The organism is Cronobacter sp. HA18006, assembly GCF_011605445.1.
GTDB classification, from domain to species: domain Bacteria; phylum Pseudomonadota; class Gammaproteobacteria; order Enterobacterales; family Enterobacteriaceae; genus Cronobacter; species Cronobacter sakazakii.
Window position 1 is genome coordinate 669,259 of the sequence record NZ_JAANQB010000011.1, and the last position, 24,778, is coordinate 694,036.

General features: G+C 61.1%; 20 protein-coding genes. 8 read left to right on the forward strand and 12 right to left on the reverse strand.

The window, feature by feature from the left end; genetic code table 11:
- The first annotated feature begins 35 nt into the window (after positions 1-35).
- Complete coding sequence (locus tag G9X48_RS04900; RefSeq protein WP_105629563.1) at positions 36-1,391, forward strand: esterase-like activity of phytase family protein; 1,356 nt, start codon at positions 36-38, stop codon at positions 1,389-1,391.
- Between the two features lie 51 nt (positions 1,392-1,442).
- Here G9X48_RS04900 and G9X48_RS04905 read toward each other — a convergent pair whose 3' ends face one another.
- On the reverse strand, positions 1,443-2,981 hold the full coding sequence (locus G9X48_RS04905; RefSeq protein ID WP_097641407.1) for a methyl-accepting chemotaxis protein: 1,539 nt from the start codon (positions 2,979-2,981) through the stop codon (positions 1,443-1,445).
- A 227-nt stretch (positions 2,982-3,208) separates the two neighbouring features.
- On the opposite strand from G9X48_RS04905, the gene G9X48_RS04910 reads away from it, so the two are divergent.
- The gene (locus tag G9X48_RS04910; protein WP_097641420.1) at positions 3,209-4,270 is read left to right on the forward strand and encodes a sugar phosphate isomerase/epimerase; all 1,062 of its coding nucleotides are present in this window, start codon (positions 3,209-3,211) and stop codon (positions 4,268-4,270) included.
- Positions 4,271-4,316: 46 nt separating this feature from the next.
- Here G9X48_RS04910 and G9X48_RS04915 read toward each other — a convergent pair whose 3' ends face one another.
- The 4 genes from G9X48_RS04915 to G9X48_RS04930 form a co-directional block, all read right to left on the reverse strand.
- The gene (locus G9X48_RS04915; protein WP_097641408.1) at positions 4,317-4,808 is read right to left on the reverse strand and encodes an anti-virulence regulator CigR family protein; all 492 of its coding nucleotides are present in this window, start codon (positions 4,806-4,808) and stop codon (positions 4,317-4,319) included.
- A gap of 302 nt (positions 4,809-5,110) precedes the next feature.
- On the reverse strand, positions 5,111-7,309 hold the full coding sequence (locus G9X48_RS04920) for a virulence factor SrfC family protein (RefSeq protein WP_097641409.1): 2,199 nt from the start codon (positions 7,307-7,309) through the stop codon (positions 5,111-5,113).
- Positions 7,306-10,293 (reverse strand): virulence factor SrfB, encoded by a 2,988-nt coding sequence (locus G9X48_RS04925; protein WP_087599867.1) that lies wholly within the window; start codon positions 10,291-10,293, stop codon positions 7,306-7,308. The genes G9X48_RS04920 and G9X48_RS04925 overlap by 4 nt, the downstream gene beginning before the upstream one ends.
- A 3-nt stretch (positions 10,294-10,296) precedes the next feature.
- Complete coding sequence (locus tag G9X48_RS04930) at positions 10,297-11,709, reverse strand: SrfA family protein (protein WP_097641410.1); 1,413 nt, start codon at positions 11,707-11,709, stop codon at positions 10,297-10,299.
- A gap of 313 nt (positions 11,710-12,022) precedes the next feature.
- Between G9X48_RS04930 and G9X48_RS04935 the strand changes: the two genes are divergently transcribed.
- Genes G9X48_RS04935 through G9X48_RS04945 form a run of 3 tightly spaced genes read left to right on the forward strand, consistent with a single transcriptional unit; the run spans position 12,023 to position 14,812 of the window.
- Entirely contained in the window at positions 12,023-13,618 is a 1,596-nt protein-coding gene (locus tag G9X48_RS04935; RefSeq protein ID WP_105629562.1) for an ABC transporter substrate-binding protein, read from the forward strand.
- A 47-nt stretch (positions 13,619-13,665) separates the two neighbouring features.
- A complete protein-coding gene (locus G9X48_RS04940) occupies positions 13,666-13,911 on the forward strand; it encodes a DUF2526 family protein (protein WP_012124836.1) in 246 nt (81 codons plus the stop codon).
- A 16-nt stretch (positions 13,912-13,927) separates the two neighbouring features.
- Positions 13,928-14,812 carry an NAD(P)-dependent oxidoreductase gene (locus tag G9X48_RS04945; RefSeq protein WP_097565528.1) on the forward strand — a complete coding sequence of 295 codons (885 nt, stop codon included), beginning with the start codon at positions 13,928-13,930 and terminating at the stop codon, positions 14,810-14,812.
- Between the two features lie 3 nt (positions 14,813-14,815).
- Here the strand turns inward: G9X48_RS04945 and G9X48_RS04950 are convergent, their stop codons facing one another.
- Complete coding sequence (locus G9X48_RS04950; protein WP_007888805.1) at positions 14,816-15,265, reverse strand: DMT family transporter; 450 nt, start codon at positions 15,263-15,265, stop codon at positions 14,816-14,818.
- Positions 15,262-15,780, reverse strand: a complete 519-nt coding sequence (locus G9X48_RS04955) for a GNAT family N-acetyltransferase (protein ID WP_012124833.1) — start codon at positions 15,778-15,780, stop codon at positions 15,262-15,264. The genes G9X48_RS04950 and G9X48_RS04955 overlap by 4 nt, the downstream gene beginning before the upstream one ends.
- Before the next feature lie 38 nt (positions 15,781-15,818).
- Between G9X48_RS04955 and G9X48_RS04960 the strand changes: the two genes are divergently transcribed.
- From G9X48_RS04960 to G9X48_RS04970, 3 genes are all read left to right on the forward strand, one after another.
- A complete protein-coding gene (locus tag G9X48_RS04960; protein ID WP_097641412.1) occupies positions 15,819-16,394 on the forward strand; it encodes a helix-turn-helix domain-containing protein in 576 nt (191 codons plus the stop codon).
- Between the two features lie 48 nt (positions 16,395-16,442).
- Positions 16,443-17,483, forward strand: coding sequence for an NADP-dependent oxidoreductase (locus G9X48_RS04965; protein WP_004387850.1), 1,041 nt, complete (start codon positions 16,443-16,445; stop codon positions 17,481-17,483).
- A 75-nt stretch (positions 17,484-17,558) separates the two neighbouring features.
- A complete protein-coding gene (locus G9X48_RS04970) occupies positions 17,559-19,172 on the forward strand; it encodes an ABC transporter ATP-binding protein (protein ID WP_097641413.1) in 1,614 nt (537 codons plus the stop codon).
- On the opposite strand, the gene G9X48_RS04975 is transcribed toward G9X48_RS04970, so the two are convergent.
- Genes G9X48_RS04975 through G9X48_RS04995 form a run of 5 tightly spaced genes read right to left on the reverse strand, consistent with a single transcriptional unit; the run spans position 19,169 to position 24,757 of the window.
- Entirely contained in the window at positions 19,169-20,146 is a 978-nt protein-coding gene (locus tag G9X48_RS04975; RefSeq protein ID WP_097641414.1) for an ornithine cyclodeaminase family protein, read from the reverse strand. The two genes, G9X48_RS04970 and G9X48_RS04975, sit on opposite strands and share 4 nt — an antisense overlap.
- 18 nt (positions 20,147-20,164) lie before the next feature.
- On the reverse strand, positions 20,165-21,511 hold the full coding sequence (locus G9X48_RS04980; RefSeq protein ID WP_097641415.1) for a M20/M25/M40 family metallo-hydrolase: 1,347 nt from the start codon (positions 21,509-21,511) through the stop codon (positions 20,165-20,167).
- A complete protein-coding gene (locus G9X48_RS04985) occupies positions 21,508-22,422 on the reverse strand; it encodes an ABC transporter permease (protein WP_007888796.1) in 915 nt (304 codons plus the stop codon). Before G9X48_RS04985 ends, G9X48_RS04980 begins: the two co-directional genes overlap by 4 nt.
- On the reverse strand, positions 22,422-23,267 hold the full coding sequence (locus G9X48_RS04990) for an ABC transporter permease (protein WP_007888795.1): 846 nt from the start codon (positions 23,265-23,267) through the stop codon (positions 22,422-22,424). The genes G9X48_RS04985 and G9X48_RS04990 overlap by 1 nt, the downstream gene beginning before the upstream one ends.
- Positions 23,264-24,757, reverse strand: a complete 1,494-nt coding sequence (locus G9X48_RS04995) for an ABC transporter substrate-binding protein (RefSeq protein ID WP_007867698.1) — start codon at positions 24,755-24,757, stop codon at positions 23,264-23,266. The genes G9X48_RS04990 and G9X48_RS04995 overlap by 4 nt, the downstream gene beginning before the upstream one ends.
- Positions 24,758-24,778: the final 21 nt, after the last annotated feature.

The following is a 24,778-nucleotide window of genomic DNA, read 5'->3' on the forward strand; positions in this document are numbered from 1 at the left end:
ATAACAGTGCCACCCCGACTCTGGATCTGAGAACCATGAAATTCAAACCGCTTACGCTCGCTTTCGCGGCGCTTTTCCCGCTCTGTTCCCTTGCCGCCGCGCCGCAGGTGGAACGCTATGTCGTGACGTTTCCGCAGGAAGATCACGTAGTCTATTCCGGCAACTACGCCAGCGCGTTTCCTGATGGCCTGCCGGTAGGCGTGGGCTCCGGCCTGCTGTTTTTACGCAAAGAGGGCGATGACCTGATTTTCGCGACCGTCACCGACCGCGGCCCTAACGCCGACTCGCCGAAAATGGGCAAGCAGGAGTCGAAAATCTTCGCAAGCCCGGAGTACACGCCGCTGATGATGACCATTCGCGTCAGCAAAGACCAGGCGCAGGCGAGCGATCCGATGCCGCTGCATGACGATAAAGGCAATATCAGCGGTCTGCCGCTGCCCGCCGGGCTCATCGGCGCCACCAATGAGCTGGCGCTCAATGACGCGCTGCAAACGCTCACCGGTGATAAACGCGGGCTGGACACCGAAGGGATCACGCCGGACGGCAAGGGCGGCTACTGGCTGTGTGACGAATATGGCCCGTTTATTATTCATGTCGACGCCGGCGGCGCGATCCTCGCTAAACAGGGCCCGCAGGCGGGCAAGGGCGAAGAGGGCGTGGCGGGCGGCCTGCCGAATATCATTAAATGGCGTCAGCCTAACCGCGGCTTTGAAGGGCTGACCCGGATGCCGGACGGGCGCATTATCGCGGCGGTGCAGAGCACGCTGGATATCGACGGCAAAACCAAAAACACCGCGCGCTTTACGCGGCTGGTGAGTTTTGACCCGGCGACCGGCAAAACCGCAATGTACGGTTATCCGATCGACATCGACGTCTATAAAAAAGCCAAAGACGCCAAAGTCAGCGATATCGTGGCGCTGGATGACCACCGCATTCTGCTTATCGAGCAGGGTGGTGATAAAAACAAAACCATGCGCAACCGTGTTTATGTAGTCGATCTCAGCAACGCCACCGATCTGAGCACGCTGGATAAGACCGAACCGCCGGAATTTGACGATGCGGAAAAACTCAACGCGCGCGGCGTGAAGCTCGCCACAAAACAGCTGGCGGTGGATTTGCGTGAACTGGGCTGGCAGCAGGAGAAAGCGGAAGGGCTGGCGCTTGTCGACCCGCAAACCCTCGCGGTCATCAACGATAACGACTTCGGTTTACAGTCAGAGCTGCTGGAGCCGCAGGGCGATAAAAAAGAGATGGATGACTATAACGTGGACGGCCAGGGGCATTTGACGCTGGACGGCAAGCCGGTTGCCAGCAAAATCGGCATCAAGCCGCTGGATAAACCCGCCTCACAAAATGAACTGTGGGTGATAAAGCTCGATAAGCCCCTGTAAAGGCAATAAAAAAGGGCAGGCCGAGGCCTGCCCTGACTCGTTTTACAACCGTTAGCTCAGTTTAAATACCGCGACCGCCTGATTGAGCAGCTGTGACTGCTCTTTCAGCGAGTGGGCGGCGGCAGAGGCTTCTTCCACCAGCGCGGCGTTCTGCTGGGTAACGGAATCCATCTGCGCGACGGCCTGGTTAATCTGCTCAATTCCACGGCTCTGCTCGCCGGTGGAGAGCGCGATTTCTGACATCAGCTCAGAGACCTGTTTAATCGAGCCGATAATGCGCTTCATGCTCTCGCCCGCGCGCGCCACGCGGTCACTGCCCAGCACCACCTGCTCGCCGGACTGCTCGATAAGCTCTTTGATCTCCTTCGCAGCCACCGACGAGCGCTGCGCCAGATTACGCACTTCGCTTGCCACCACCGCAAAACCTCGACCCTGCTCACCCGCACGGGCGGCTTCCACCGCGGCGTTGAGCGCCAGGATGTTAGTCTGGAAGGCGATATCTTCGATAATGCCGATAATGTTGTCGATCTTGCTGGAGCTGGATTCGATCTCCTGCATGGAGACGACAACTTCTTCGACAATCGCGTTGCCTTCCTGGGCGGCGCTGCGCATATTGCCCGCGAGCTTATTCGCCTCGGCGGTGTTCTCCGAGGTGTGCTTCACGGTCGAGGTCAGCTGTTCCATGCTGGCGGCGGTTTCGCCGAGCGACGCAGCCTGCTCTTCGGTACGTGCCGAGAGATCGACGTTACCGGCGGCGATCTCTTCCGCGGCGTGGGCCACGCTCTGGCTGGAGTCGCGCACCTGGGCGATGATATTGACCAGCGACAGACGCATCTGCTCAAGCGAGCCGAGCATCTCGCCAATCTCATCTTTCGAGCCGGAGAGCACCGGCGTGTGCAGCTCGCCTTCCGCCATCTGCTGGCAGTGGCGACGCGCGGCATCCAGCGGCGACAGTACGCGGCGTTTCAGCAGAATAAACATCGCGCCAATCAGCAGCGTAAACAGCAGGGCGAACACCGCGATGGTAACGATGCTGTTTACAAAACGCGCCTGCGCCTCCTGGTTCAGACGCTGGGCATATTTCTCACGAAACGCCAGCAGCTGATCGAGCGTAATTTCAAACTGACGATCCAGTTGCGGAATTGTGGTGCTTACGAGCTGGTTAAACCGCGCGGTATCGTTGCGACTCGCCGCATCCATCAGCGGACGCAGGCCGTCATCGACATACGCCTGCCAGGCCTGACGGTACGGGGCCGCCAGCGCTTCTTCGCCTTTAACCGCAGGGGCTGCTTTGTAGTTATTGAACGCCGCGATGGCTTTTTGCATCACCTCGTTGGCGGTTTCAAGCGACGCCTGCGTTTTCTGGGTATCGCCAAGAGAGGCGTTAATCATCGCCTCCATCAGGCGCACGCGCAGCGTACGGCTATGGTTAATCGGATCAATCACCGAAAGCACCACGCGAATTTCTTTATTCACGTTATCCAGCGACTGGTTACTGCGCGTGAGCGACCAGAGGTTAGAGACGGTACTGACGAGAAAGATGAAAAGTAACAGACTGAAAACGAGAAATGAAAAACGCCTTACTGACATGTTGTTCCCTTGCGTGAGGTTGTAACACAGCGACCCGGTCACTCAAAAAGAGGAGTGCCACCAGACGGTTATCGGAATGTCAGCCAAAAAATTTAGGTTAAATGGGTTTTTCCCAACAAAACAAAGGGTTATATCTATATCAGGTACAATAAGCGAGGCTTATGTTTCGCCAGGCTATGCTTAACGCTGGCATCAGCGATTCGCGCATGTGCGCCATAGGAGTGAGATTGAAAACGCTACAGGGGCCATCTCTTTTTCTTTCGCAATTTATCAGCGACCGTCCGCCGTTTAACCAGCTCGATACGCTGGCGGCCTGGGCTGCCGGGCTCGGCTATAAAGCGGTGCAGCTGCCGACCCATTTGCCGCATATTTTTGATCTGGCCAAAGCGGCGGAAAGCCTGGATTACTGCGCGCAGGTGCGCGAGACGCTCGGCAATATGGGCCTGCAAATCAGCGAGCTCTCGACGCATTTCCAGGGACAACTGGTGGCGGTACACCCGGCGTATGACCAGGCGTTTGCCGGTTTCGCACCCGAGGCGGTGCGCCACGATCCGGTTGCGCGCCAGCAGTGGGCGGTCAGCACGCTGAAGCTTGCGGCGCGCGCCTCGCAAAACCTCAATCTCACGGCGCATGCCACCTTTTCCGGTTCGCTCGCCTGGCCGTTTTTCTATCCGTGGCCGCCGCACAATCCGCTGCTGGTGGAAGAGGCGTTTAACGAGCTGGCCAGCCGCTGGCTGCCGATTCTTAACCGTTTTGACGAGGCTGGCGTGGATCTCTGCTTTGAGCTGCACCCCGGTGAAGATCTGCATGATGGCGTGACGTTCGGGCGTTTTCTGGAACTCACTGGCCACCACCCGCGTTGCCATATCCTCTACGATCCGAGCCATATGCTGCTTCAGCACATGGATTATCTCGGGTTTATCGATCGCTGGCATTCGCGCATCCGGGCGTTTCACGTGAAAGACGCCGAGTTCAGGCCGTCAGCGGACAGCGGCGTTTATGGCGGCTATCAGCCCTGGATAGACCGGCCAGGCCGTTTCCGCTCGCCGGGCGACGGGCAGATAGATTTCAGGGCTATTTTCAGTAAGCTTGCGCGCTATGACTATCCCGGCTGGGCGACGCTTGAGTGGGAGTGCTGCCTTAAAGACGGCGAAACCGGCGCGCGGGAAGGGGCCAAATTTATCGCCGAACATATCATCAAAGTGTCTTCGCAAAACTTTGAGGATTATGCGCCCGGAAGCCATGAGCGCGAGGCGGTGCGCGAGATGCTCGGTTTGGAACCTCAATAAAAACGCCGGGCGCTGCGCCCGGCGTTACTCTCTGAGAAAGCATTGATCAGTCAAATACGTTGTTGATAACGGCCGTCACCAGCGCCGTGCTGAGCGCAATCAGCACCAGATCGTCACCGACCATTTTCCATTCATAACCCGGATAATACGGCAGTTCGTTCAGCATGCTGGCCGGTACCGTTTTTTTCGCGATGCCCGGCGGCAGCGGCTTACCGCGTGCGAGATTCTTCGCGATACCTGGCGGCAGCGACTCATAGCCGGTGAGGCCGTAATTCACAGCGAGGCTGCGCGCGCGGCTATAACTGATATCCGCCTCAACGTGGTCGGGTTTACCGTAGTTTTTACGGCCCGACGCGTTGCCGCTGTCATTCTGGTCGTGGGCGCCATGATGACCATTGTTGCCGTGATTGCCGCTGTTACCATGACCGTTACCATTTCCGTGGCCGTTCCCGTTGCCGGGATTCGCCAGCGCAGGCGTGGCGCACACCGTAAACGCTGCCAGCAGAAGCGCCAGCGCACTTAAACGTTTCGTTTTCATAACCCTTCCTCATTCAGGTGGTGCAGCGTTATTTCAGCACAACGGCAACAAAAATCGATGGCGCTTTTTCCTGGATTTCACACTTCGGAAGATGTCTCGCAAAATTGTAACGCCGGTTTGCCTGCGCCCGTTTGTAGCGGCAATATAACTGTATAAATAAACAGTTAATCAGGGCGCAAACAGCGTCGCAGAAACGAACAGCGTTTCGGGAACAGCTTATTAAAAGTGGGCAGCGCGTTTAGCACACCGCAACAGAGAATCGCAGGATAAAAACGCCGGTGCGGGTGCACCGGCGGGAGGGGTTAACGCAGTCCGATGATTTTCGCCAGTGCCTGACGGTCGGCGGGTTTAATATCGAGCGGATGTTCGTAGCCGATATTCTCAATCGCGCGGGTGTAAAGCGCGACCAGCCAGTCGTAGACATAACGGGTGGCGGCATGCACCGGTTTTTCGCCAAGGCGCGTCAGACGCTTATCCTGCGCGACGGCGGAGGCGAACAGGCGCTCGTTCGGATTGACGCGGCTCGCCGGGCGCTCGGCCTGCGGCACGCGCTCGAAGCCCAGCCAGCTTACGAAGTTGCCAAGCTCCGCGCGTAGCTGCGCGCCGGAAAGCCCTTCGTGCGCAGCCAGCGTCTCCAGACGGGCCGCGAGATCCAGCCGGTAGCTGGCAATAATCAGCGTGTCGCCGAGCCAGTGCAGCGTGGCGGGATCAATGCCGAGCTGCGCGGCGTGTTCCTCGCTTTGCATCCACTGGCGAACGTGATTCACCCACAGGCGATGCGCGCGACGGGCGAGCGACGCGCCGGAGGCGGTATCAACCGGACGCGCGGAGGTGGATTCGCCGAAAAGATCGATCTCGGCGCTGAACAGCCCCTGCGGCGTCTCTTCGTGGCGCTCTTCGGTTTCGCACAGCGCCTGCAGTGCGGCCGGGTCAGGCAGCAGCGCCTGGAGCAGATCGCCGTGGCGCGCGGCCTGGCGCTGCAATGTGCGCACGCCGTTTTCCGCCGTGGACCGCAGCGTCGCCGCGTCAGTGGTCAGCGGGGCCAGATAACGGCTGAACAGCAGCGCGGGCTGCGCCTGTGCCTGCTCGATGAGTAACGCAAGGCGACGCTCGCGGCTGCTCTGGCTCAGCGCCTGCGAGAGCCATTCGGTCAGACGTTGCAGATTACGCCCGTCGAGCGCCTGCAATGTACCCCAGGTGTGGCCCGGCTTGCCGAGTAAGCGCTGAACGCCTTCGTCCAGATGCTGGCCGTCAAGGAAGCGGGCGTCGTGCGGCGTAATGGCCCACACGAGCCCCGGCAGCGCGTCCGGAGAGGCCGGTTGCGTGGCGTTCACCCAGCGCAGCAGCGCGCGCGCGACCGGCGCGATATCAGCACGGCGCTGTACGGCGTTACACACCATCAGCACGTCCGGCTGCTGGTGCTGACGGTAATAGTCGAGCAGAAACGCGATTTTACTGGCGTTCAGGCTGTCATTCTGGCCAAACGTCGCGCCGGGAATATCCAGCAGATCGACGCCTTCCGGTACAGAAGGGGTGGCGAGCGGCAACGTCAGTTCGGCGCACAGCAGCGTCAGCGTCGTAAGCGGGAGGCTGACCATACCCTGTAACTGCTGCTGTTCGAGGGCGCGTACCAGGACTTCATCCGGCAGCGCGTCTTCACCGGAGCCCGCAGGGAGCAGAAAGCCTTCCACCGGGAGCGAGAAGTTATCGACGAGCAGGCTCAGCGGCGCGGCCACTTCACGGGCATGGCCGAGCAGCAACAGGCCTTCGGAAAGGGTGATGAACTGCTGCGTCAGCTCTGCGATATCGCCCCACAGCAGCGCGTACAGCCGCACGCGTTCTGGGAGATTCAGCGCCGGCAGCAGCTCTGCGAGCTGATGCCACGCGTCGTCGCTCAGCGTGCGCTGGCGCGCGGGCGTCAGTTCACGCCAGCGGGCGGCGAGCGTCATGACGTCTGGCGCGCTGATGGCCGGGTGGCTCTGCGGCTGGCCGAGGCTTTGCAACTGGGCTAAACGCTGGCGCAGTTCCTCTTCGCTGACGGCGCGCGACTGACCGCTGGTCTGGTAGTGCGCGAGGAAAATCTGCACCAGTTCCGCTTCGCTGAAAAGGCGCAGGCGCAGCGGAAACTCCTCCGGAAGCGTTGGTGGCGTGCGGGTAAAGCGCACCGCCATCGCGGTCGCGCTGTGACCGGGGTTGATATGGGTCAGCCAGTCGAGGTGTTTATCGCCAGGTGCCACGGACACCTGGCCCTGCGAACCATTGGCAAGCGTCGCCAGCAGGTGCGCTTTGCCCGCCTGGGAATGACCATAAAGGCCGAGCGTGCGCGGCTCACTGGCGAGTGCGTTAAGCGTCTGTGCGCTGGCGCGCAGCGCGTTCAGACGCGCCAGCAACGGGCCTGCGTCCTCATCCAGCAGCGGCGCGTGCGCGCGGGTGGTTTCGACCCACCGGGTCAGGGCGACAGTTGTAGTGAGTGTCTGGTTAATGAGGGTAGAAACTGTCATTTCAGATAAACGCTCCCGCTGTCGATCCAGTAATGGCTGCCGGAACTGCGACGGTCAGCCAGCGTATTCAGTTTAAAAGTGACCTGCTCCGGCGGCACGCGGGTGCCGTCTGAGAGCCAGGCTTCGCTGAGCGTAAAGCCTTCCGGTGCTTCATGCTTGCTGCCACCGGTCAGTTGCAGGCGCACGTTCAGTACGCCGTCGCCAGCAATGGCTTTCGCGAGCTCTGGTGAGTTGACCGAGAGCGTATAGAGCGGCGTGGCGGGCCAGCGGGCGTTATCGAGCTGGCGGAAGCCGAGCGTCACATTGCCGCGCAGCGGGAAGTGTAAGCGGGCGTCGAGCTTCGCGCCCGGCGCGTCAAGATCGATATCGCGATACCAGACGTTTTCGTCGCGCAGCGTGTTGACGACATTATCCAGCACGCCCAGGTAACGCACGGTGGAATACGCGCCAATATCCGCCGCTTTAAAGTTAAAGCGCGGCAGGCGCAGATCCAGCGCCAGGCTGCAGAGCATCGCGCCAACGGCGGCGGTGGATTTTGGATTGCCCACGCGGCGGTGCTGACTGAAAGGATACCATTCATGCACTTCATAGTTATCGAGCCAGACCATACGGCTGACCGGCACCGGCTGCAGCAGACGGATCAGCGACTGCAGGCCCGGCAGGCAGCCCGGACGACCAGTGATAAGCAGCACGTCACAGCAGTAGTAAGAGATAGCTTCGCACAGCGCCTGAATGGGCGCGCAGATGCTGAACTTCCCGCTATGCAGCGCTTCTTCAAGCTCGCTGAAGCTCACCTGCAGCGGTACGTCCAGCACGTTAAACGCCGGGCTGCCGGCGGGCAGCGCATGCTCAATCGCCTGGTGGAGATAGTTATGCACGTTGCGGGTCGGCGGTTGTTTTAGCAGTTCGCCGAACGTGGTGTAGAGGCCGCTTTGGGTATCAGTCGGGTCGCTGTTTTCCCACGCCGAGAGAATGGCGTGGCCGAGTGGCATAAAGAGCTGCAGCGCGGTCTGCTGGCGCAGAATCGCCTGCGTGTCCATACGCCCGGAATCGCCGAACAACGTGGACATCAACGTCGCAGCGTCAGCCACGCCCGCTTTTTGCAGATGTTCCTGAAGCGCAGGCAGTACGCAGCGCTGAATGACATCCAGCAGAATGTCATCGCCCGCCACTTTAAAGCCTTCGCGAAACAGCAGCGTCGGGCTGATTTTCACATTGCTGCCAACGCCGTCATCAAGCTGATATTCGGCGATCGCCATATCCGTCGTGCCGCCGCCGATATCAATCGAGGCGACGCGCAGCTGACGGCCCGGTGTCGCGCCTGGCGGCGTTTCGCGGTCCGGGCGGGCGAGGCTTGCGAAAAAGCGCTCGGTCTGCCCGGCGAAATGCACCATCGCTTCGTTATAAAGCCACACCAGCTGGCCGCAGCTCGCTTCATCCCACTCCATCTGGATCTCTGGCACCGGCACGCGGCTCTTGCGCTGACCTTTATCGGCGCTGAAATCGTCATCGTGCGGGTGCCAGCCCAGCGCTTTCCAGACCAGCGCGATGGCCTCCTGCATGCGGCGGCGGAAAATCTCGCGCTCCTGTTTCGGCATCGCCGAAGGGAGCGTCAGAATCAGCTGGCGCAACTGGCGCGGCGAACTGGCGTTGCCCATGCGCAGACGGCTGGCAACGCTGTTAATCTGGCAGACCGCCTGGGCGAGCAGCTCGCACAACATGTGCGTCATCAGAGAGCTGCGGCTGTATTGCGGCGAAAAAACCGGCAGACGCTCTTCCGGCGGCAGCTGCCAGAGCGGCTCGCCGTCGTCATTCATCAGGTTCATCAGCGGGCCCGCGGTCGCCAGCGGCTCGCGCTGGGTTTTCGGGGTCATCAGGTTAAAGCGCCACTCCTGAGCCGCCGGGGTTTCATCCCACAGATAGCGGCGCGGGCTGGAAATACCGCTGTTGCCCTCGGTGCCGAGACGCTGCATCGCGAGTTTGCGTGCTTCGTCACCGACACGCACGATAGAAGGCCAGACGAACGCCTCGTCGCGCCCGCTCTCCACCGAAAAATGCTGTTTGCCAAAGCGCGCCTCAGCGAAGGCCAGACGGCTGGTGAACATCAGCGCATTCATAAACTGCGGCTCGCTAAGCGATCGTACCTGCAACTCCATCGTCTGGCGCAGGCCGTCATTCGCTTCACCGTGATCTTCAATAATCACGCCGCAGGTGTGGGTGTTGCCGACATCCAGGATGAGATCCACCGCCACCGGCTGCGAGCTCAGCGTGCCGGTCACGATTTTCAGCTCAGGCACATTGAGCTGGTTGCCGAGGAGCGACATCAGGTTGAGCCAGTGAGCCTGATATTCAAACACTTTCAGCGCGCGCTGGATCTCCTGCTCGCTGCGGCCCTCATTCGCGCCGACAAACTGGGTGAAGGCTTCACGCAGCCAGCCGTCAACCCAGGTCTGGTCAAGGAAATCAGCCACTTCGTCATCGCGCCAGGCAAGCGCGAAACGCGTGCCGTTGCGCACGTCATTCTCGACGGGCGCGAGCTGGGAGGTCGCGCCTTCATCGGCCTGGATTTGCGTATCGAACGCCAGCGTCACGCGGTGGGTGTTGCCCGCGCCGTCCGGCTCGCTGAGTTTGCGGATCTGCACGCGCGCCCAGTTGTCAGGGCCCTGCACAAAGGTACGCGGTGGGTTAAAGCGCAGCACCGGCAACGGCAGCCAGACGCCATCCAGGATGGCGAGCGACTGGCTCAGCGCGACGCTGCTTTCCGGTTTCACCACTTCAGGCTGGCCGCCGTGGCGGGCGGGCAGGGTGAATTTGCCGGAGGTGATATCGTAATCGAGGCGCAGCAGTGGCCCGTTGGCCGTTTTGCGCACAAAGCGCCCGTCGTGAGGCGCTTCAACGGGCGTCAGGCCAAAATCAAGAAATTGCACCCCGCTGTTTTCAATCAGGGTGACGCTCTGTTTGTAATCACACAGGTTTGCCAGCATAAATCAGGCGCTCACTTTCTTCATGGTCAGGGGCAGCACGGTCTTTTCATCATAGCGACCGGTACATTCGGCAACATCGTTCGGGCCAGCTTTACAGGCGATTTCCGGCATCGGGTAGCGGGAGCCGTCGCTGCAGCGGGCTTTACCGCGCGTCTTGATCATCAGCTCGCCAGTCTGGTGCAGGCCCGAGAACAGCTCGGCTTTGCAGACGACGTTATCGCCAAGCGTCACGCGGGCGGTGCCTTTGTTGTTTTTCATCTCAACACGCATCGAGGTGGCTTTACCGGTGATCGGGTCCGGGCTGCCGATGCTGAGCCGCCAGGTGCCGTTCAGGAAGCGAGTGGTCCCGGCTTTTACCTGGTTGGCGTCCATGACCAGTGCGTTTTTATCAACCGGTGCGGGGGCAGCGACAGGCTTCTCTTCCACAACCGGCGCAGGCGGAGTGACTTTCGCTTCAGCCAGCGGCAGAGAGGTTGTCGGTGCCACCGGGACGACAGGAGCAGCAGGCGCGTCGACCGATTTCACCGGCGCGGGCGCGATTTCCTGCGCTTTGATCTGCGCGACCGAAACGGTTGGCGCGGCGGTTTCTTTCTGCTGCAACAGATACCAGGTCACAGGTGCGGCCACGGCCCCCATCACGACGGCGGCGGCAAGCGGCCATGTCCAGAGCGGTACGCGCGAGCGGCGGGCTGGCGTTGGCGCTTTTACCGGGGCTGGCGCGGTCTCTTCAGGTGGTGTGGTCGCCTCGGCTTCAGCGGCATAGGCCGCCAGCGCGGCGGCAGACGCGTGTACGGGGGCGGCAGGCGCTGGCGCTACGGGCGCAGGCGAGACAGGCGGCGTTGCCAGCAGCGGCGCGTCCGGCTCGGTCATCATCACCGGCGTGGGTTCCGGCTCCGGCTCTTCCTGCGGCGTCATGATGATTTCCGGCTCAATGGGCTCAGCTTCACGCAGACATTCCAGCACGTCATCGCGCGCGCCCTGGTTCAAATTCACGAAGCCCCAGAAGGTGATAACCGGTTTGCCGTCCACCAGATAGAGGAAATTCGCGCCGGGGAACTGCACGGCTTTGGCGAGCAGCGCGCCAAAAAGTTGCTGGGCGGTCTTTTCCGATTCCAGGCAGCGCTTGCTCAGCGCGCGGGCGCTGGAGAGCGCGCTTTCCAGAAAGCGCAGGGCGCGCTCGCGCTCCTCGCGGCTGGCGGACGCCCAGCCCATGACTTTGCCGCTGACCGGCGAATACCAGTCCACGCGGTCACCTTCTTCATTAAGCTGAGGGATAGCAAGCAACTCCACCAGCGGCTGTTTGCGCAGGCGAAGCGTTTCACGGATTTGCAGTGCCGACTCGAAAACTGCCTGACCGTTTTCGCCTACCGACTGGAAGTCGTCAAGGTCGCCACTGCGCAATAAAATTTTTGCCACGTCATTCTCTCTGCTGGGAAAACTTTTTCACGGCTCTACTTTGAACGATAGACCGGTCAAGCAAAAGGCGAAAGAAACGCGAAAAAGCGTAAATTCTCGGGTCATTGAATCTTAGGAATTTTCTTGACTTAAGCAAAAATTCGCGGAGTTAACGCGACTTAACCGGAGCGTAAATCATTTTTATCTGAAATTGACTGATATTCAGGCGAAAAATGCCGGAAAGGTATAAAGCTACAGTTTTTTGTTATTTGCCACTCAGAGCGTGCTGTGATGAGATGGCTTTCCTCCTGAAAAGTAAAATAAAAGGCGCAAGATGAAGACAGGAAAAACATTGATCGGGCTGCTGTTAAGCGCCCTGTTACCGGCAAGCGCGATCGCGGCGAACAGCGATACCCTGATTTACTGCTCTGAAGCATCACCCGAGTCCTTCAACCCGCAGATCGCGAGTTCCGGGCCGAGCTTTGTGGCAAGCTCCCAGGTGCTTTATAACCGTCTGGTGAATTTCGATCCGAAAACCAATACGCCGGTGCCGTCGCTGGCGACCGAGTGGAAGGTGAGCCCGGATGGCAAAACCTGGACGTTCACGCTGCGTCAGGGCGTGAAATTTAACAGCAATAAATTCTTCAAACCGACGCGCGATTTTAATGCCGACGACGTTATCTTCTCGGTGATGCGCCAGAAAGACCCGAATCATCCGTACCACAAGGTGTCACAGGGCAACTACGAATATTTCCAAGATGTGGGTCTTGATAAGCTCATCACGGAGGTGAAAAAGCTCGACGATTACCACGTCCAGTTCACGCTGAGCGAGCCGAACGCCGCGTTCCTGGCCGACTGGGGGATGGATTTCGCGTCTATTCTTTCAGCGGAATACGCTGATGCGATGATGAAAAAAGGCACGCCAGAGAACGTCGATAACTGGCCCATCGGCACTGGCCCGTACGCACTGCAACAGTACAAAGTCGATTCGCTTATCCGCTACATCGCCAACCCGAACTACTGGGATGGCGAAGTGCCGACCAAACACCTGATCTTCTCCATTACTCCGAACGTCGAGACGCGCCTCGCGAAGCTTAAAACGAACGAGTGCCAGATTATCCCGGCCCCCAGCCCGGTACAGTTTGACGCAATTAAAGTCGATAAAAACCTGACGCTGCACAGCGTCGAGGCGCTGAACGTCGGTTATCTCGCGTTTAACACCGAGAAAAAACCGTTCGATAACGTGCTGGTGCGCCAGGCGCTGAATTACGCCGTTGATAAAAAATCGATCATCAACGCGGTGTTTATGGGCAGCGGCACGGTGGCGAAATCGCCGATCCCGCCGAATATGCTCGGTTACGATAAAGACCTGAAAACCTACGATTACGATCCCGAAAAAGCGAAAGCGCTGCTGAAGCAGGCGGGGCTGGAGAAGGGCTTTGAAGCGACGCTGTGGTCGATGCCGGTGCAGCGCCCGTATAACCCGAACTCCCGCCGCATCGCCGAGATGATCCAGAGCGACTGGGCGAAAGTGGGCGTGAAGGCGAAAATTGTCAGCTATGAGTGGGGTGAATACCTCTCCGGCATTCGTAAAGGCGAGCACGACACCGCGCTGTATGGCTGGATGTCAGACAACGGCGACCCGGATAACTTTGCCGATGTCCTGCTGAGCTGCGACAGCATCCAGAGCGGCTCGAACGCCGCGCGCTGGTGCGATAAGAAATACACCTCGCTTATCGATCAGGCGAAGCGCGTCAGCACGCCTGCGGAACGCGCTAAACTTTATGTACAGGCGCAGGAGATCTTCTACCAGCAGGCACCGTGGGTGCCGCTCGCCAATGGCCGCACCTTCTACGCGACCCGCAGTAACGTGACGGGGTACAGCGTAAGCCTGATGGGCAGCGACTTCTCGAAAGCAAAAATCAACTAAGCACTGCGCCGCGGCCCCTGCCGCGGCGATGCGTTTAAGGAGGTTTTATGTCACATCGTGAGGACATGCAGCGCCGCGTTGACGCGGTGATTGCACAACACGTGATAGCGCCGATGAATGAACTGCTGATTGCGCTCAGCGATGACGCGCAACTCAGCCGTGAGGAGCGTTACGATCTGCAGCAGCAGTTGCGCACCGCGATTGCCCATCATGGCCGTCAGCATAAAGAAGATCGCGAGCGCGAGGCGGCGGAACGCCTGGCGGAGCTGACCCGCGGCGGCACCATTTTATAAACTTTAAGGAATTTTTATGCATATTGCTTTTCTCGGTCTTGGCGGCATGGGCCAGCCGATGGCGGAAAATCTGGTTAAAGCGGGCTTTACGGTGACGGTCTGGAACCGCTCGCCAGCGCCCGCAGAGGCATTGCGCGCATCCGGCGCGCAGGTAGCGGCAAGCCCGAAAGATATTCACGGCGCTGATGTGCTCATCACCATTCTGGCGGATGACGCGGTTACTGAAAACGTCGTGGTGGAGCAGGGCGCGCTGGCGTCGCTCGCGCCGGGGGCGCTGTGGATCAACATGGCGACGGTTTCCGTGGCGTTGACTGAAGCGATGGACGCGCTGACCCGTCAGCGGAACATCGGCTATCTCGCCGCCCCGGTGCTCGGGCGCGTGGATGTCGCCGCCGCAGGCAATCTGAATATTCTCGCGGCGGGCGAGTCGCAGTGGCTAGCGAAAGCGCAGCCGATTTTCGACGTGCTGGGCCAGAAAACCTGGACCTTCGGCGACAACCCGGCGCAGGCCGCGGCGGTGAAACTGGCGGCAAACTTTATGCTGGCGAGCGCCATTGAGACCATGGGCGAGGCGTCGGCGCTGGTCGAGGCCTATAACGTTGGCAAAGGCGATTTTCTCGGTATGCTGACCAGCACGCTGTTTTCCGCGCCTGCGTATAAAAACTATGGCGCGATGATTGCCGAAGACCGTTATACGCCCGCAGGGTTCACCATGAAGCTGGGGCTTAAAGATGTGCGTCTCGCGCAGCAGGCGGCCGAGAGTAAAAACGTACCGATGGGAATTGCAGGGGTGCTTCGCGATAACTACCTTGACGCGCTGGCGCACGGTGATGAGCAGCTCGACTGGGCGGCGCTGGCGACCGTCAGCGCGCGCCGCAGCGGGCAGAAACCGAAAGCGTAACCTTCAGAACGTGCGCCTGGCGACCAGCCAGGCGCCAATCACCAGCAGCACCGCGCCCGCCACCGGCCCGGCGAGCATACGCAGCGTCAGGCCGCTGGTGCGCGCAATATCAAACAGTAACCCGCCAATCAGCTGGCTTGCGACCAGCACCGCAATCGTCGTGGCCGCGCCAAGATGCTGATAGCCGTTAATGCTCGCGAAGACGAAAAACGACCCGAGCAGCCCCGGCAGCAGCGTCCACCAGCGTACGGTGGCGATAAGCTCGCTGAACCCTGCCGTGCCGTTACGCAGCAGCAGAATGGCGCAGAACAGCACAATCCCTACCAGTGAATTGAGCAGCATGGCGATGAGGATCGTGGAGGCCGACTGCGTGATCCGCACCATCAGCATATTCTGTACCACCAGCCCCACACCGGCGGCGGTCAGGAACAGCAGGCTTAATGACGAGTTCATCCAATGGCGTCCGGTTCGGTGCGATTATCAAGCTGCAATTGCATAAACGTCAGATCCAGCCAGCGACCAAATTTGGTGCCTACCTGCGGCATCTGCGCGGTGATGGTAAAGCCGAGCTTTTCATGCAGCGCGATGGAGGCGGCGTTGCGCGATTCGATTCCCGCCACCATCACATGCTTGCCGATAGCCCGTGCCTCAACGATGAGTCGCGTCATCAGCGCTTTGCCGATGCCTTTGCCGTGGTGCTCCGGGTGCACATAGACCGAGTGCTCAACGGTATGGCGAAAGCCGTCAAAGGCGCGCCAGTCGCCGAACGAGGCGTAACCGACGACCCGATCGCCTTCCACCGCCACCAGCACCGGGTAGCCCGCGTTGCCGCGCTGATAAAACCAGGCGAGGCGGTTTTCAGTATCGACCGTGGCGTCATTCCAGATGGCGGCGGTGTGTAACACCGCATAGTTATAAATCTCAGCGATAGCGGCGCAGTCGTCCGCAGTGGCATGGCGAATCAGCATGGTTGAACCCCGGCAGTCGTTCACTATAATGTTACGTTATGAATAATATAATCGACACATTAAATCAACGGATTGGTGAACGCATTCGCGTCGAGCGCGAAACCCGCGGCTGGTCGCTGAGCGAACTCGCCGAGCGCGCCGGGGTTTCCCGCGCCATGATCCACAAAATTGAGCGCGGCGAAAGTAGCCCGACGGCGATGTTGTTAGGGAGGCTCTCCGGCGCGCTGGGGCTGAGCATGTCCACGCTTATCGCCCGCGCGGAGATGAACGAAGGGCGGCTGCTGCGCTTTGCCGATCAGCCGGTCTGGCGCGATCCGCAGAGCCACTATTTGCGCCGCCACGTCTCGCCGAAATCTGATCTGCCGCTGGATATGGTTCAGGTGGAGTTGCCCGCCGGCAGCGACATCCCGATGCCGGCCTCGGCCTATGCCTTTGCCCGCCAGCTCATCTGGGTTCAGCAGGGTGAACTGGTGTTTCAGGAAGGCAATATCCGCCACCAGATGCATGAAGGCGACTGCCTCGAACTCGGCCCGCCGAATGAATGCCATTTCATCAACCAGAGCGACGCGCCGTGCATCTATCTGATTGTGCGTCTGAATAACGTCGCCAGTTGACGTGAATGCACTACGCTTTCTGGACGCCCTGAAAACAAGGAGAACATCATGACTCAATCATCGTCCCGTAATCGCCGCTGGGTGCTGGCCTCGCGTCCGCATGGCAAACCGGTGGCGGAGAATTTTCGCCTTGAGGAAGATTCCATCGCCGAGCCGGGCGAAGGCCAGGTGCTGGTGCGCACAGTGTATTTGTCGCTCGACCCGTATATGCGCGGGCGCATGAGCGATGAGCCGTCCTATTCGCCGCCGGTGCAAATCGGTGAAGTGATGGTCGGCGGCACCGTTGGCGTGGTGGAAAAATCGAGTCATCCGGATTTCCACCCCGGCGACTGGGTGGTCGGCTACAGCGGCTGGCAGGATTACGCCATCTGCGATCCAAAACAGCTGACGCCGCTTGGAAAATCGCCCGAGCATCCGTCGTGGTTCCTCGGCGTGCTGGGCATGCCAGGATTTACCGCCTATATGGGCCTGCTGGATATCGGCGCGCCGAAAGCGGGTGAAACGCTGGTGGTCGCCGCCGCGACTGGCCCGGTCGGCGCAAGCGTCGGGCAGATAGGCAAAATCAAAGGCTGTCGCGTGGTCGGCGTGGCGGGCGGTGAAGAGAAGTGCCGTTACGCGGTGGAACACCTGGGCTTTGACGAATGTATCGATCACCGCGCGGCGGATTTCGCCGATAAACTCGCCGCCGCCTGCCCGCAGGGCATTGACGTTTACTACGAGAACGTCGGCGGGAAAGTTTTCGATGCCGTGATGCCGCTGCTCAACACCGGCGCGCGCGTGCCGCTGTGCGGTCTGGTCTCCGGCTATAACGCCACCGACCTGCCGCCTGGCCCGGATCGCCTGCCGTTGCTCATGGGCACGCTTTTGAAAAAACGCATCCGTATGCAGGGCTTTATCATCAACCAGGATTATGGTCACCGCATCGAAGAGTTCCAGCGCGAAATGGGCCAGTGGGTTTCCGAAGGGCGCATTCACTACCGCGAGCACATTGTGGATGGCCTTGAGAACGCGCCGGAGGCGTTTATCGGCCTGCTGGAAGGGAAAAACTTCGGCAAACTCGTGATCCGCGTCGGCCAGGACGATGCATAAACCAGCTGAATAACAACTTGTTAACCACGGCGGCTGCCGATATGCTCGACCAAAGCCTGTTGTCGGGAGCCGCCTGTGCCGCTGTTAACCCTCTCTCATCTTAGCCTGCAAAGTCGCCAGGCAACCCTGTTGCGTGATGTCAGTCTGACCGTCGAACGCCGCGAAATGGTGGCGCTGGTCGGCGAATCTGGCTGTGGCAAAACGCTCACTTCCCTTGCCGTCACCGGTCTTTTGCCGCGCGGCGTCTGGCAGAGCGGCGGCGAGATTTGCTTTGACGATACCACGCCCATTCTTCCTGATGCGCCATACCCGGCGGGCCTGCGCGGCCGCCACATCGCCATGATTTTCCAGGAGCCGATGAGCAGCATGAACCCGGTGCTGAAAGTGGGCGAGCAGATTGCCGAAGTGCTGGTGCGCCATCGCGGGCTGGGCTGGAAAGCGGCCTCGCGCGAGGCGGTGGCGCTGCTGGGCCATGTCGGCATCGGCGAGCCGGAAAAACGGGCGCGTCAGTATATTCACCAGCTCTCCGGCGGGATGCGCCAGCGGGTGATGATAGCCAGCGCCATCAGCGGCAAACCGGATCTGCTGATTGCCGATGAGCCGACCACCGCGCTGGACGTCACGCTTCAGGCGCAAATCCTCGGCCTGCTGAAAGATCTCCAGCAGGAGATGGGCATGGGCGTGCTGCTGGTGACACACGATCTTAGCGTGGTGGCGCGCTATGCCGATCGCGCCTGCGTGATGAACGGCGGCGAAATTGTCGAGCAGGGGCCGGTGGAGCCGCTCTTTACTTCGCCACAGGCCGACTGGACGCGGCGGCTGATTGCGGCTTCAACACCACAGGAGCCGCCTGCACGTGTGGTGGCGTGTAATGACACGCCGCTGTTGCAGGTGACGGGTATCGTAAAAAGCTTTGCGCGCCGTGCGCGGCTGCCGTTTATGCCCCCGGAGCGCCAGCGTGTATTGCACCCGACTACCTTTAGCGTGGCGCGCGGTGAAATCGTCGGGCTTATTGGCGAATCCGGCTCCGGCAAAACGACGCTCGGGCGCGCGGCTATCGGGCTTATCGAGGCTGACAGCGGCCAGATTTTCTTTGACGGCGTCGATATGGCGCAGGCGAGCCGAACGGAGCAAAAACGCGTGCGCCGCCGCGCGCAGATGATTTTTCAGGATCCTTACGCGAGCCTCGATCCGCGCATGAGTGTCGGCGATCAGCTCGCCGAGCCGCTGCGGGTGCACGGCCTGCGCCACGGCGCGGCGATTGCCGAACGGGTGAGCGAACTGATGACGCTGGTGGGGCTAAAACCGGAATGGGCGCAGCGGCGTCCGGCGGCGTTCTCCGGCGGACAGCGCCAGCGAATCGCCATCGCCCGCGCACTGGCGCTGGAGCCGGAACTGCTGGTGGCGGATGAAGCGGTGGCGGCGCTCGATTTACCCGTGAGAGGCCAGATCCTGCGCCTGCTGGCGGAGCTTCGCGATAAGCTCGGGCTGTCGGTGCTCTTTATCAGCCACGATCTCCAGGCGGTGCGTCAGCTCTGCGATCGCGTTTTAGTGCTCTATCTCGGGAACGTGGTGGAGGAAGGGCCGACGCGTCAGGTACTGCAAACGCCTGCCCATGCGTATACCCGGCGGCTTATCGACAGCGCACCGGATATTCACCAGGCGCTGCGCCTGCGCGAAAGCGCTTAAGCGACGCCAAAGAGCGGCAGCGCGGTGCCGACATTCTCCTGCGTCGCGCGCTGCAATACCCGGGCGGCGAGCGCGATATCAAACACGTTCAGCCCGAACGACGAAAAGTAAACGCAGTCGTCCGGCGCTGCGCGCCATGCGCCCGTTAACAGTGCCGCGAGATCCGCTGACCAGCCGTCATCGGCAAATTCGCCCGCGCGGTACATCTGGAACAGGCTTTTGGCGCTGGTGTGGCGAAACTCCCCCCAGGCGTCCACCACCACCTGGGTGGCGCGTTTAATCGCCGCAAAACTCACTTCGTGATAGCCAATCTGCATGATAAGCCGCCCCGGCTGACACCATTCGGGGCCGAGAAACGGCTTTTGCGCGCCGGTGCAGGTGATAACGGCATCCCACGGCTGTTTCTGGGCCTCACGAAGATCGCCGTAAACCTCACACGGGAACGGCAACGCCGCGACGGGCATACTTTCCAGCCGCGCGGGCGTGCGGTTCCACAACCCTGAACACGAGAGCGCCGGAAAGTGCGCGCGTAGCATCTCCAGATGCGCGCGCGCCTGTACGCCCGCGCCGAGCAGCAGGACGCGCTTCACCTCGCGCGGCGCGGCGTGGCGCAGGGCGAGCGCCGAGACCGCGGCGGTACGCACCGCCGTCAGGCCGCCGCTCTCCACCAGCCCCACCGGCACGCCGCTGTCCGCGCGATTGATGAGCGTCACCGTCAGCGCCATCGGAAGCGCGTCCTGCGGCTGCGGGCGGTGCGCCGTCCACTTCACGCCGGTGGCGTTAAACCGCCCGCCCACGCGCGCGGGCAGGGCGTAAACCTTACCCGGCGCGGTATCGAGCGGCACGTGCGTTTCGGCGGGCATCACGGCATCGCCTGCCGCCATCAGCAGCGTCGCGTCGGTGACGTCACTGAGTGCGGCGTGCGGGTCAAGCCCGCCGAGCGCCGCCACCTGCTGGCCGGTGAGAAATCGCATGGTTATCTCCTGAGTCCGTCAGAATGAGAGCAGCCAGTCGCGCAGCGACCGGGTATAGCGCGTAAGCCCGCGCAGGGTGACAAATTCGTTCACGCCGTGCGCGTTGCCACCATAACCCAGCCCGCCGATGAGAAACGCGGGCGCCACCGGCGCAAAGGCGTAGGCTGGCGCGCAGCCGGGCGCCCAGGGCCAGAGCTGTGGGCGCGTCTGCTGCTGGTGATAGCTATTGAGAAGTTCCATGACGCCCGCGTCGTCAGCCGAAAAGCGCCTGCCGGGGTAACTGTCATCAACAACCATTTCCACGCCTGCGATCTCCTGATGAGAAAGCGACGCGCGCATGGCGTCGAGCAATATATCCGGTGAACTGCCCGGCGGCGTGCGCAGCGCGAATTCAGCGCAGGCGAGCGGGGGAATAATGCCGCGGCCCGGTAGCGGCGTGGTGCGGATCTCGCTTAAGTTCAGCACCGCGCTGCCAAGTAAAAACGCCAGCGCCTCGCGGGTATCGCCGGTTATCGTCAGCCGCTGGCTTTTGCGCATCGTCAGTTCATCAGCAATGCTGAACTGCGGGGCCAGCTCGTCAAGGATACTCAGCGCGGCGTCATCCAGCGGCAGCGTTTCCAGCACGCCGTTGCGCCCGGCGGGCGCGATGGCGGCGAGCGCCTGCACCAGCCGCCACGCGGGGTTGGCTATCCACGCCGCGTTGCTCGCATGAATGGCGGCCTGCGGGCCGCCCCAGTCGCCGCCCGCGACGCGCAGACGCCCTGCGGTCATGCCGGTAAAGCCAAGATAGAGCCGCGGCGCGCCGCCGCCATATTCGCACAGCGACGGAAAAAGCACGGCGAGCGCGGGCGAAACCGGGCAGGGTGTGCGGGCGAGATAGCGCCGGAGCGTACCGCTGCCGCACTCTTCTTCGCCCTCCAGCAGGATCTCCAGATTGGTGGTGAGCCTGCCGCTCTCCCACAGATCGCGCACGACGGTGAGCATGCCGGCGAGCGGGCCTTTGTTGTTCTCCGCGCCGCGCGAAATAAACACATCGCCTTTATCGGCCCAGTGGCGAATGCCGCCGGAGAATGGATCAACCTGCCAGCCCTCTGCATCGGCGGGCATGACGTCATACATGTTGTAGAGCACCAGCGTGTCGGGCGCACCGATGTCGACACGCACATGCACCAGCGGCGGGCTGTCGGTGGGCTGTTGCGCCACCGGCAAAATCACCTCGGCGTCCAGTGCGTCGATAAGCCAGGCTTCGAGCCAGGCGGCGAGAGATCGCTGCTCATCCGGCTGGTCCGCCACGCTTTGCCAGGCGGTAAGAGAAGAGAGCAGCTCCAGGGTCGCATCCAGGCTGGCATGCGGCTGAACGGTCATAAACGTATCCTTGGATTCAGTACCAGGTAAAGCAAATCAATCAGCAGGTTCACCACCACGAACGTCAGTGCGGCGAGCAATACCACGCCCTGCACCAGCGGAAAATCGCGGTTCTGAATAGCCTGCACTGCCAGGCGGCCAATGCCCGGCCAGGCGAAAATAATCTCTGTCACCAGCGCGCCGCCAAGCAGCGCGGCGAGCGAAATGCCCTGTACGGTCACGACAGGGATCAGCGCATTGCGAAGCCCGTGACGCACCAGCACCCGCCAGGCGCTGAGCCCTTTGGCGCGCGCGGTGCGGATATAATCCTGGTCCAGCACGTCAATCAGGCTGGCACGCACCAGACGCGCCATCGCGCTCATATAGTATGCGCCAAGACAGACAGCAGGCATGACGAGCTGTAACGGCTCGCCGTAGCCGCCGGAGGGCAGCAGGCGCAGCTGCAGGCTGAAGAATAAAATCATCAGCAGCCCCAGCCAGAAAACCGGCACCGCCTGGCCGCTAAAGGCCACCAGACGCGCCAGCAGGTCCCAGATAGTGTCGCGCCACAGCGCGCTCACCAGCCCGAGCGCCAGCCCCGCGAGCGTGCTCCAGGCGAGCGCGGTCAGCGCCAGCAGCGCGGTGGCGGGCAGACGCTCGGCAATCAGCGCGGAGACCGGCTGGCCAAAGCGCAGGGAATCCCCCAGATCGCCGCGCAGAAGGTGTCCCGCGTAATCGGCGTATTGGGTGAGCAGCGGCCTGTCAAAGCCCATCGCGTGACGAAAATCGGCAATCTCCTGCGTGGTGGCACCCGGCGGCATCATCACGGCCGCCGGATCGCCTGTCAGATGCAGGCTGAAAAATATCAGCAGCGAGACACCGAACATCACCAGCAGCGCCTGGAAAAAACGGGAAATCAGATAGCGCGCCATTATTCGACCCTCGCCTGGGTAGTGCGTAGCCAGTAGTCGCCGAGCAGGTTACAGCCCACCACCAGCATCGCGATGGCGCAGCCGGGCCAGACCACCAGCCACGGCGCAAGCAGCATATAGGCCCGGCCTTCGCCGATAAGATTGCCAAGCGTCGGCGTCGGCGGCTGGATGCCCATGCCGAGAAAGCCGACGGAGGCTTCCAGCACAATGAGACGCGGAATATCGAGCGTCAGCAAAACCAGCAGCGGCGTCGCGAGCGCCGGTAAAATATGGCGCAGCATAATACGCAGGTGCGAAAAACCCATGGTTCTCGCGGCTTCAATGTACTCCAGCTCGCGGATTTCCAGCGTTCTGGCGCGCGCCACGCGGGCGTAAATCGCCCAGCTGGTCACGCCCATAATCACAATAATGTTAGCAAGCGAGGTGCCAAACAGCGCCATCACCAGCAGGATCAGCAGAATAAACGGCACCGCCAGCTGAATGTCGATAAGCCGCATGATAAGCGCGTCGACCCAGCCGCCGAAGTAACCGGCCACCATGCCCATCAGCGTGCCCATGGTGGCGGCGATGAGGGCGGCGATAATCACCACGAACAGCGAAAGACGGGCACCGGCGAGAATGCGCGAGAGCACGTCGCGGCCCAGTTGATCGGCACCCAGCCAGTGCTGCGGGCCAGGAGCCTGAAAGACTGCCGCGAGATCGCTTTGCAGCGGATCGGGTAACGGCAGCCAGGGAGAGAGCAGCGCTGCCAGGATAAGGACAGCCAGCAGCGCGCCGCCGAGAAGGCCGTCCCCCGGTAGGGGACGGCGACGTGAACGGGATGCGTAACGGCCAGGGAAGATCATTTCACCCTCATATCGAACAACGACACGCGGGCGTCTTCACGGCCTTTAAACGTGACGTTGTCACTGGAAGCGTAAATCGCGTCTTCGCGGTAGAGCGGGATCAGCGGCTGTTCGGTCGCGACGCGCTCCTGAATCTGCTCCAGCAGCGCTTTACGCTTCGCGGCATCCACCGTGGCACGGCTGTCGTTCAGGAGCTTATCCAGCGCCGGATCGCTTACCGTTGAGTACGGCTCGCCCCCGTGCAGCACCGGGTAGAGCGCGGCGTCGGCGTCCAGCGTCTGGGTGGAGCCCCAGCCCAGCATATAGAGCGGGGCCTGTTTGCCGGACGCCACCTGTTGGGTGTAGACCGACCACTCCGGCACTTCGAGCTGCGCTTTTACGCCGATAGCGGCGAGATCGGCCACAATGGCCTGGCCTACGTCAGCGCTGGCAATATAACGGCGCGGTGCCTGGAATTTAACGGTAAAGCCCTGCGGGTAGCCCGCCTCTTTCAGCAGCGCTTTGGCTTTTTCGCGGTCCTGTTTCGGCGCGGCAATGGCTTTATAGCCGTAGTCTTTCGGGCCTGCCAGCGTGCCGGTCGGCGTGCCGAAGCCGTGCAGCAGCGACTGCGTATAAGCGTCGCGGTTCAGCGCCAGCGACAGCGCCTGGCGCACGCGCACGTCGTTTAGCGGCGGCTCGCTGTTTTTAATGCCGAGATAAATCGTCAGCCCGCCGCCTTTGACTTGCTCAAGCTTCACGCCGGGTTTGCTTTTCACCAGCGGTGCGAGATCCGCCGGAACGCCTTCCACCAGCTGCGCCTCGCCGGTCAGCAGCGCGGTGATGCGCGCGGTCGCTTCCGGGATAGGGCGCCAGGTCACTTCATCGATTGATGGCTTGCCGCGCCAGTAGTTCGGGTTGGCCTCCATCACAACACGCTCATCGGGAATGAAAGTTTTGACGATATAAGCGCCACTTCCGACAGGTTTTCGTGCAAATTCCGCAGCACCGACTTTACTTACATAACCAGGCGGCACGATATAGGCCGGATAACGACTCATGCGCGTGGGCAGGAGCGGATCGGGGCCGTTGGTGTGAATACGCACCTGATAGTCGCCGGTGACCTCTACCGATTTAATCGTACGAATATAAGAAATGGTGGGGGCGTGGTTGGCCGGGTCGAGAATGCGGTCGATGGAGAATTTCACCGCCGCGGCATTGACTGGCTCGCCGTTGGTAAATTTGACATCCTTACGTAAATCGAACTGCCATGTGGTGTCGTTGATGGCTTCCCAGTGGGTGGCGAGGCCGGGTTTCAGTTGCATCTGCGCGTCGCGCAGCACCAGAGTATCGAAAACGTTATCCACCAGGGTCGCGGCTTCTTTCAGGAAGCCGGGATCCATGGCAGTAGCGGAAGTGGGCTGCGCAATCGTCAGCGAACTGGCCTGACTGAGCGGAGCGAATAAAGAAAGCGCCACAGAAAGTGAGAGAAGCTTACGGGACAGTCGTTTCATTAGGTCAATACCTTAATGGTT

What these genes read in the sequence shown, in the direction of transcription:
- G9X48_RS04900 (WP_105629563.1), top strand. Translation starts at nt 36, where the DNA reads ATGAAATTCAAACCGCTTACGCTCGCTTTCGCGGCGCTTTTCCCGCTC.
- G9X48_RS04905 (WP_097641407.1), bottom strand. Translation starts at nt 2,981, where the DNA reads ATGTCAGTAAGGCGTTTTTCATTTCTCGTTTTCAGTCTGTTACTTTTC.
- G9X48_RS04915 (WP_097641408.1), bottom strand. Translation starts at nt 4,808, where the DNA reads ATGAAAACGAAACGTTTAAGTGCGCTGGCGCTTCTGCTGGCAGCGTTT.
- G9X48_RS04920 (WP_097641409.1), bottom strand. Translation starts at nt 7,309, where the DNA reads ATGACAGTTTCTACCCTCATTAACCAGACACTCACTACAACTGTCGCC.
- G9X48_RS04925 (WP_087599867.1), bottom strand. Translation starts at nt 10,293, where the DNA reads ATGCTGGCAAACCTGTGTGATTACAAACAGAGCGTCACCCTGATTGAA.
- G9X48_RS04935 (WP_105629562.1), top strand. Translation starts at nt 12,023, where the DNA reads ATGAAGACAGGAAAAACATTGATCGGGCTGCTGTTAAGCGCCCTGTTA.
- G9X48_RS04940 (WP_012124836.1), top strand. Translation starts at nt 13,666, where the DNA reads ATGTCACATCGTGAGGACATGCAGCGCCGCGTTGACGCGGTGATTGCA.
- G9X48_RS04945 (WP_097565528.1), top strand. Translation starts at nt 13,928, where the DNA reads ATGCATATTGCTTTTCTCGGTCTTGGCGGCATGGGCCAGCCGATGGCG.
- G9X48_RS04950 (WP_007888805.1), bottom strand. Translation starts at nt 15,265, where the DNA reads ATGAACTCGTCATTAAGCCTGCTGTTCCTGACCGCCGCCGGTGTGGGG.
- G9X48_RS04955 (WP_012124833.1), bottom strand. Translation starts at nt 15,780, where the DNA reads ATGCTGATTCGCCATGCCACTGCGGACGACTGCGCCGCTATCGCTGAG.
- G9X48_RS04960 (WP_097641412.1), top strand. Translation starts at nt 15,819, where the DNA reads ATGAATAATATAATCGACACATTAAATCAACGGATTGGTGAACGCATT.
- G9X48_RS04965 (WP_004387850.1), top strand. Translation starts at nt 16,443, where the DNA reads ATGACTCAATCATCGTCCCGTAATCGCCGCTGGGTGCTGGCCTCGCGT.
- G9X48_RS04975 (WP_097641414.1), bottom strand. Translation starts at nt 20,146, where the DNA reads ATGCGATTTCTCACCGGCCAGCAGGTGGCGGCGCTCGGCGGGCTTGAC.
- G9X48_RS04980 (WP_097641415.1), bottom strand. Translation starts at nt 21,511, where the DNA reads ATGACCGTTCAGCCGCATGCCAGCCTGGATGCGACCCTGGAGCTGCTC.
- G9X48_RS04985 (WP_007888796.1), bottom strand. Translation starts at nt 22,422, where the DNA reads ATGGCGCGCTATCTGATTTCCCGTTTTTTCCAGGCGCTGCTGGTGATG.
- G9X48_RS04990 (WP_007888795.1), bottom strand. Translation starts at nt 23,267, where the DNA reads ATGATCTTCCCTGGCCGTTACGCATCCCGTTCACGTCGCCGTCCCCTA.
- G9X48_RS04995 (WP_007867698.1), bottom strand. Translation starts at nt 24,757, where the DNA reads ATGAAACGACTGTCCCGTAAGCTTCTCTCACTTTCTGTGGCGCTTTCT.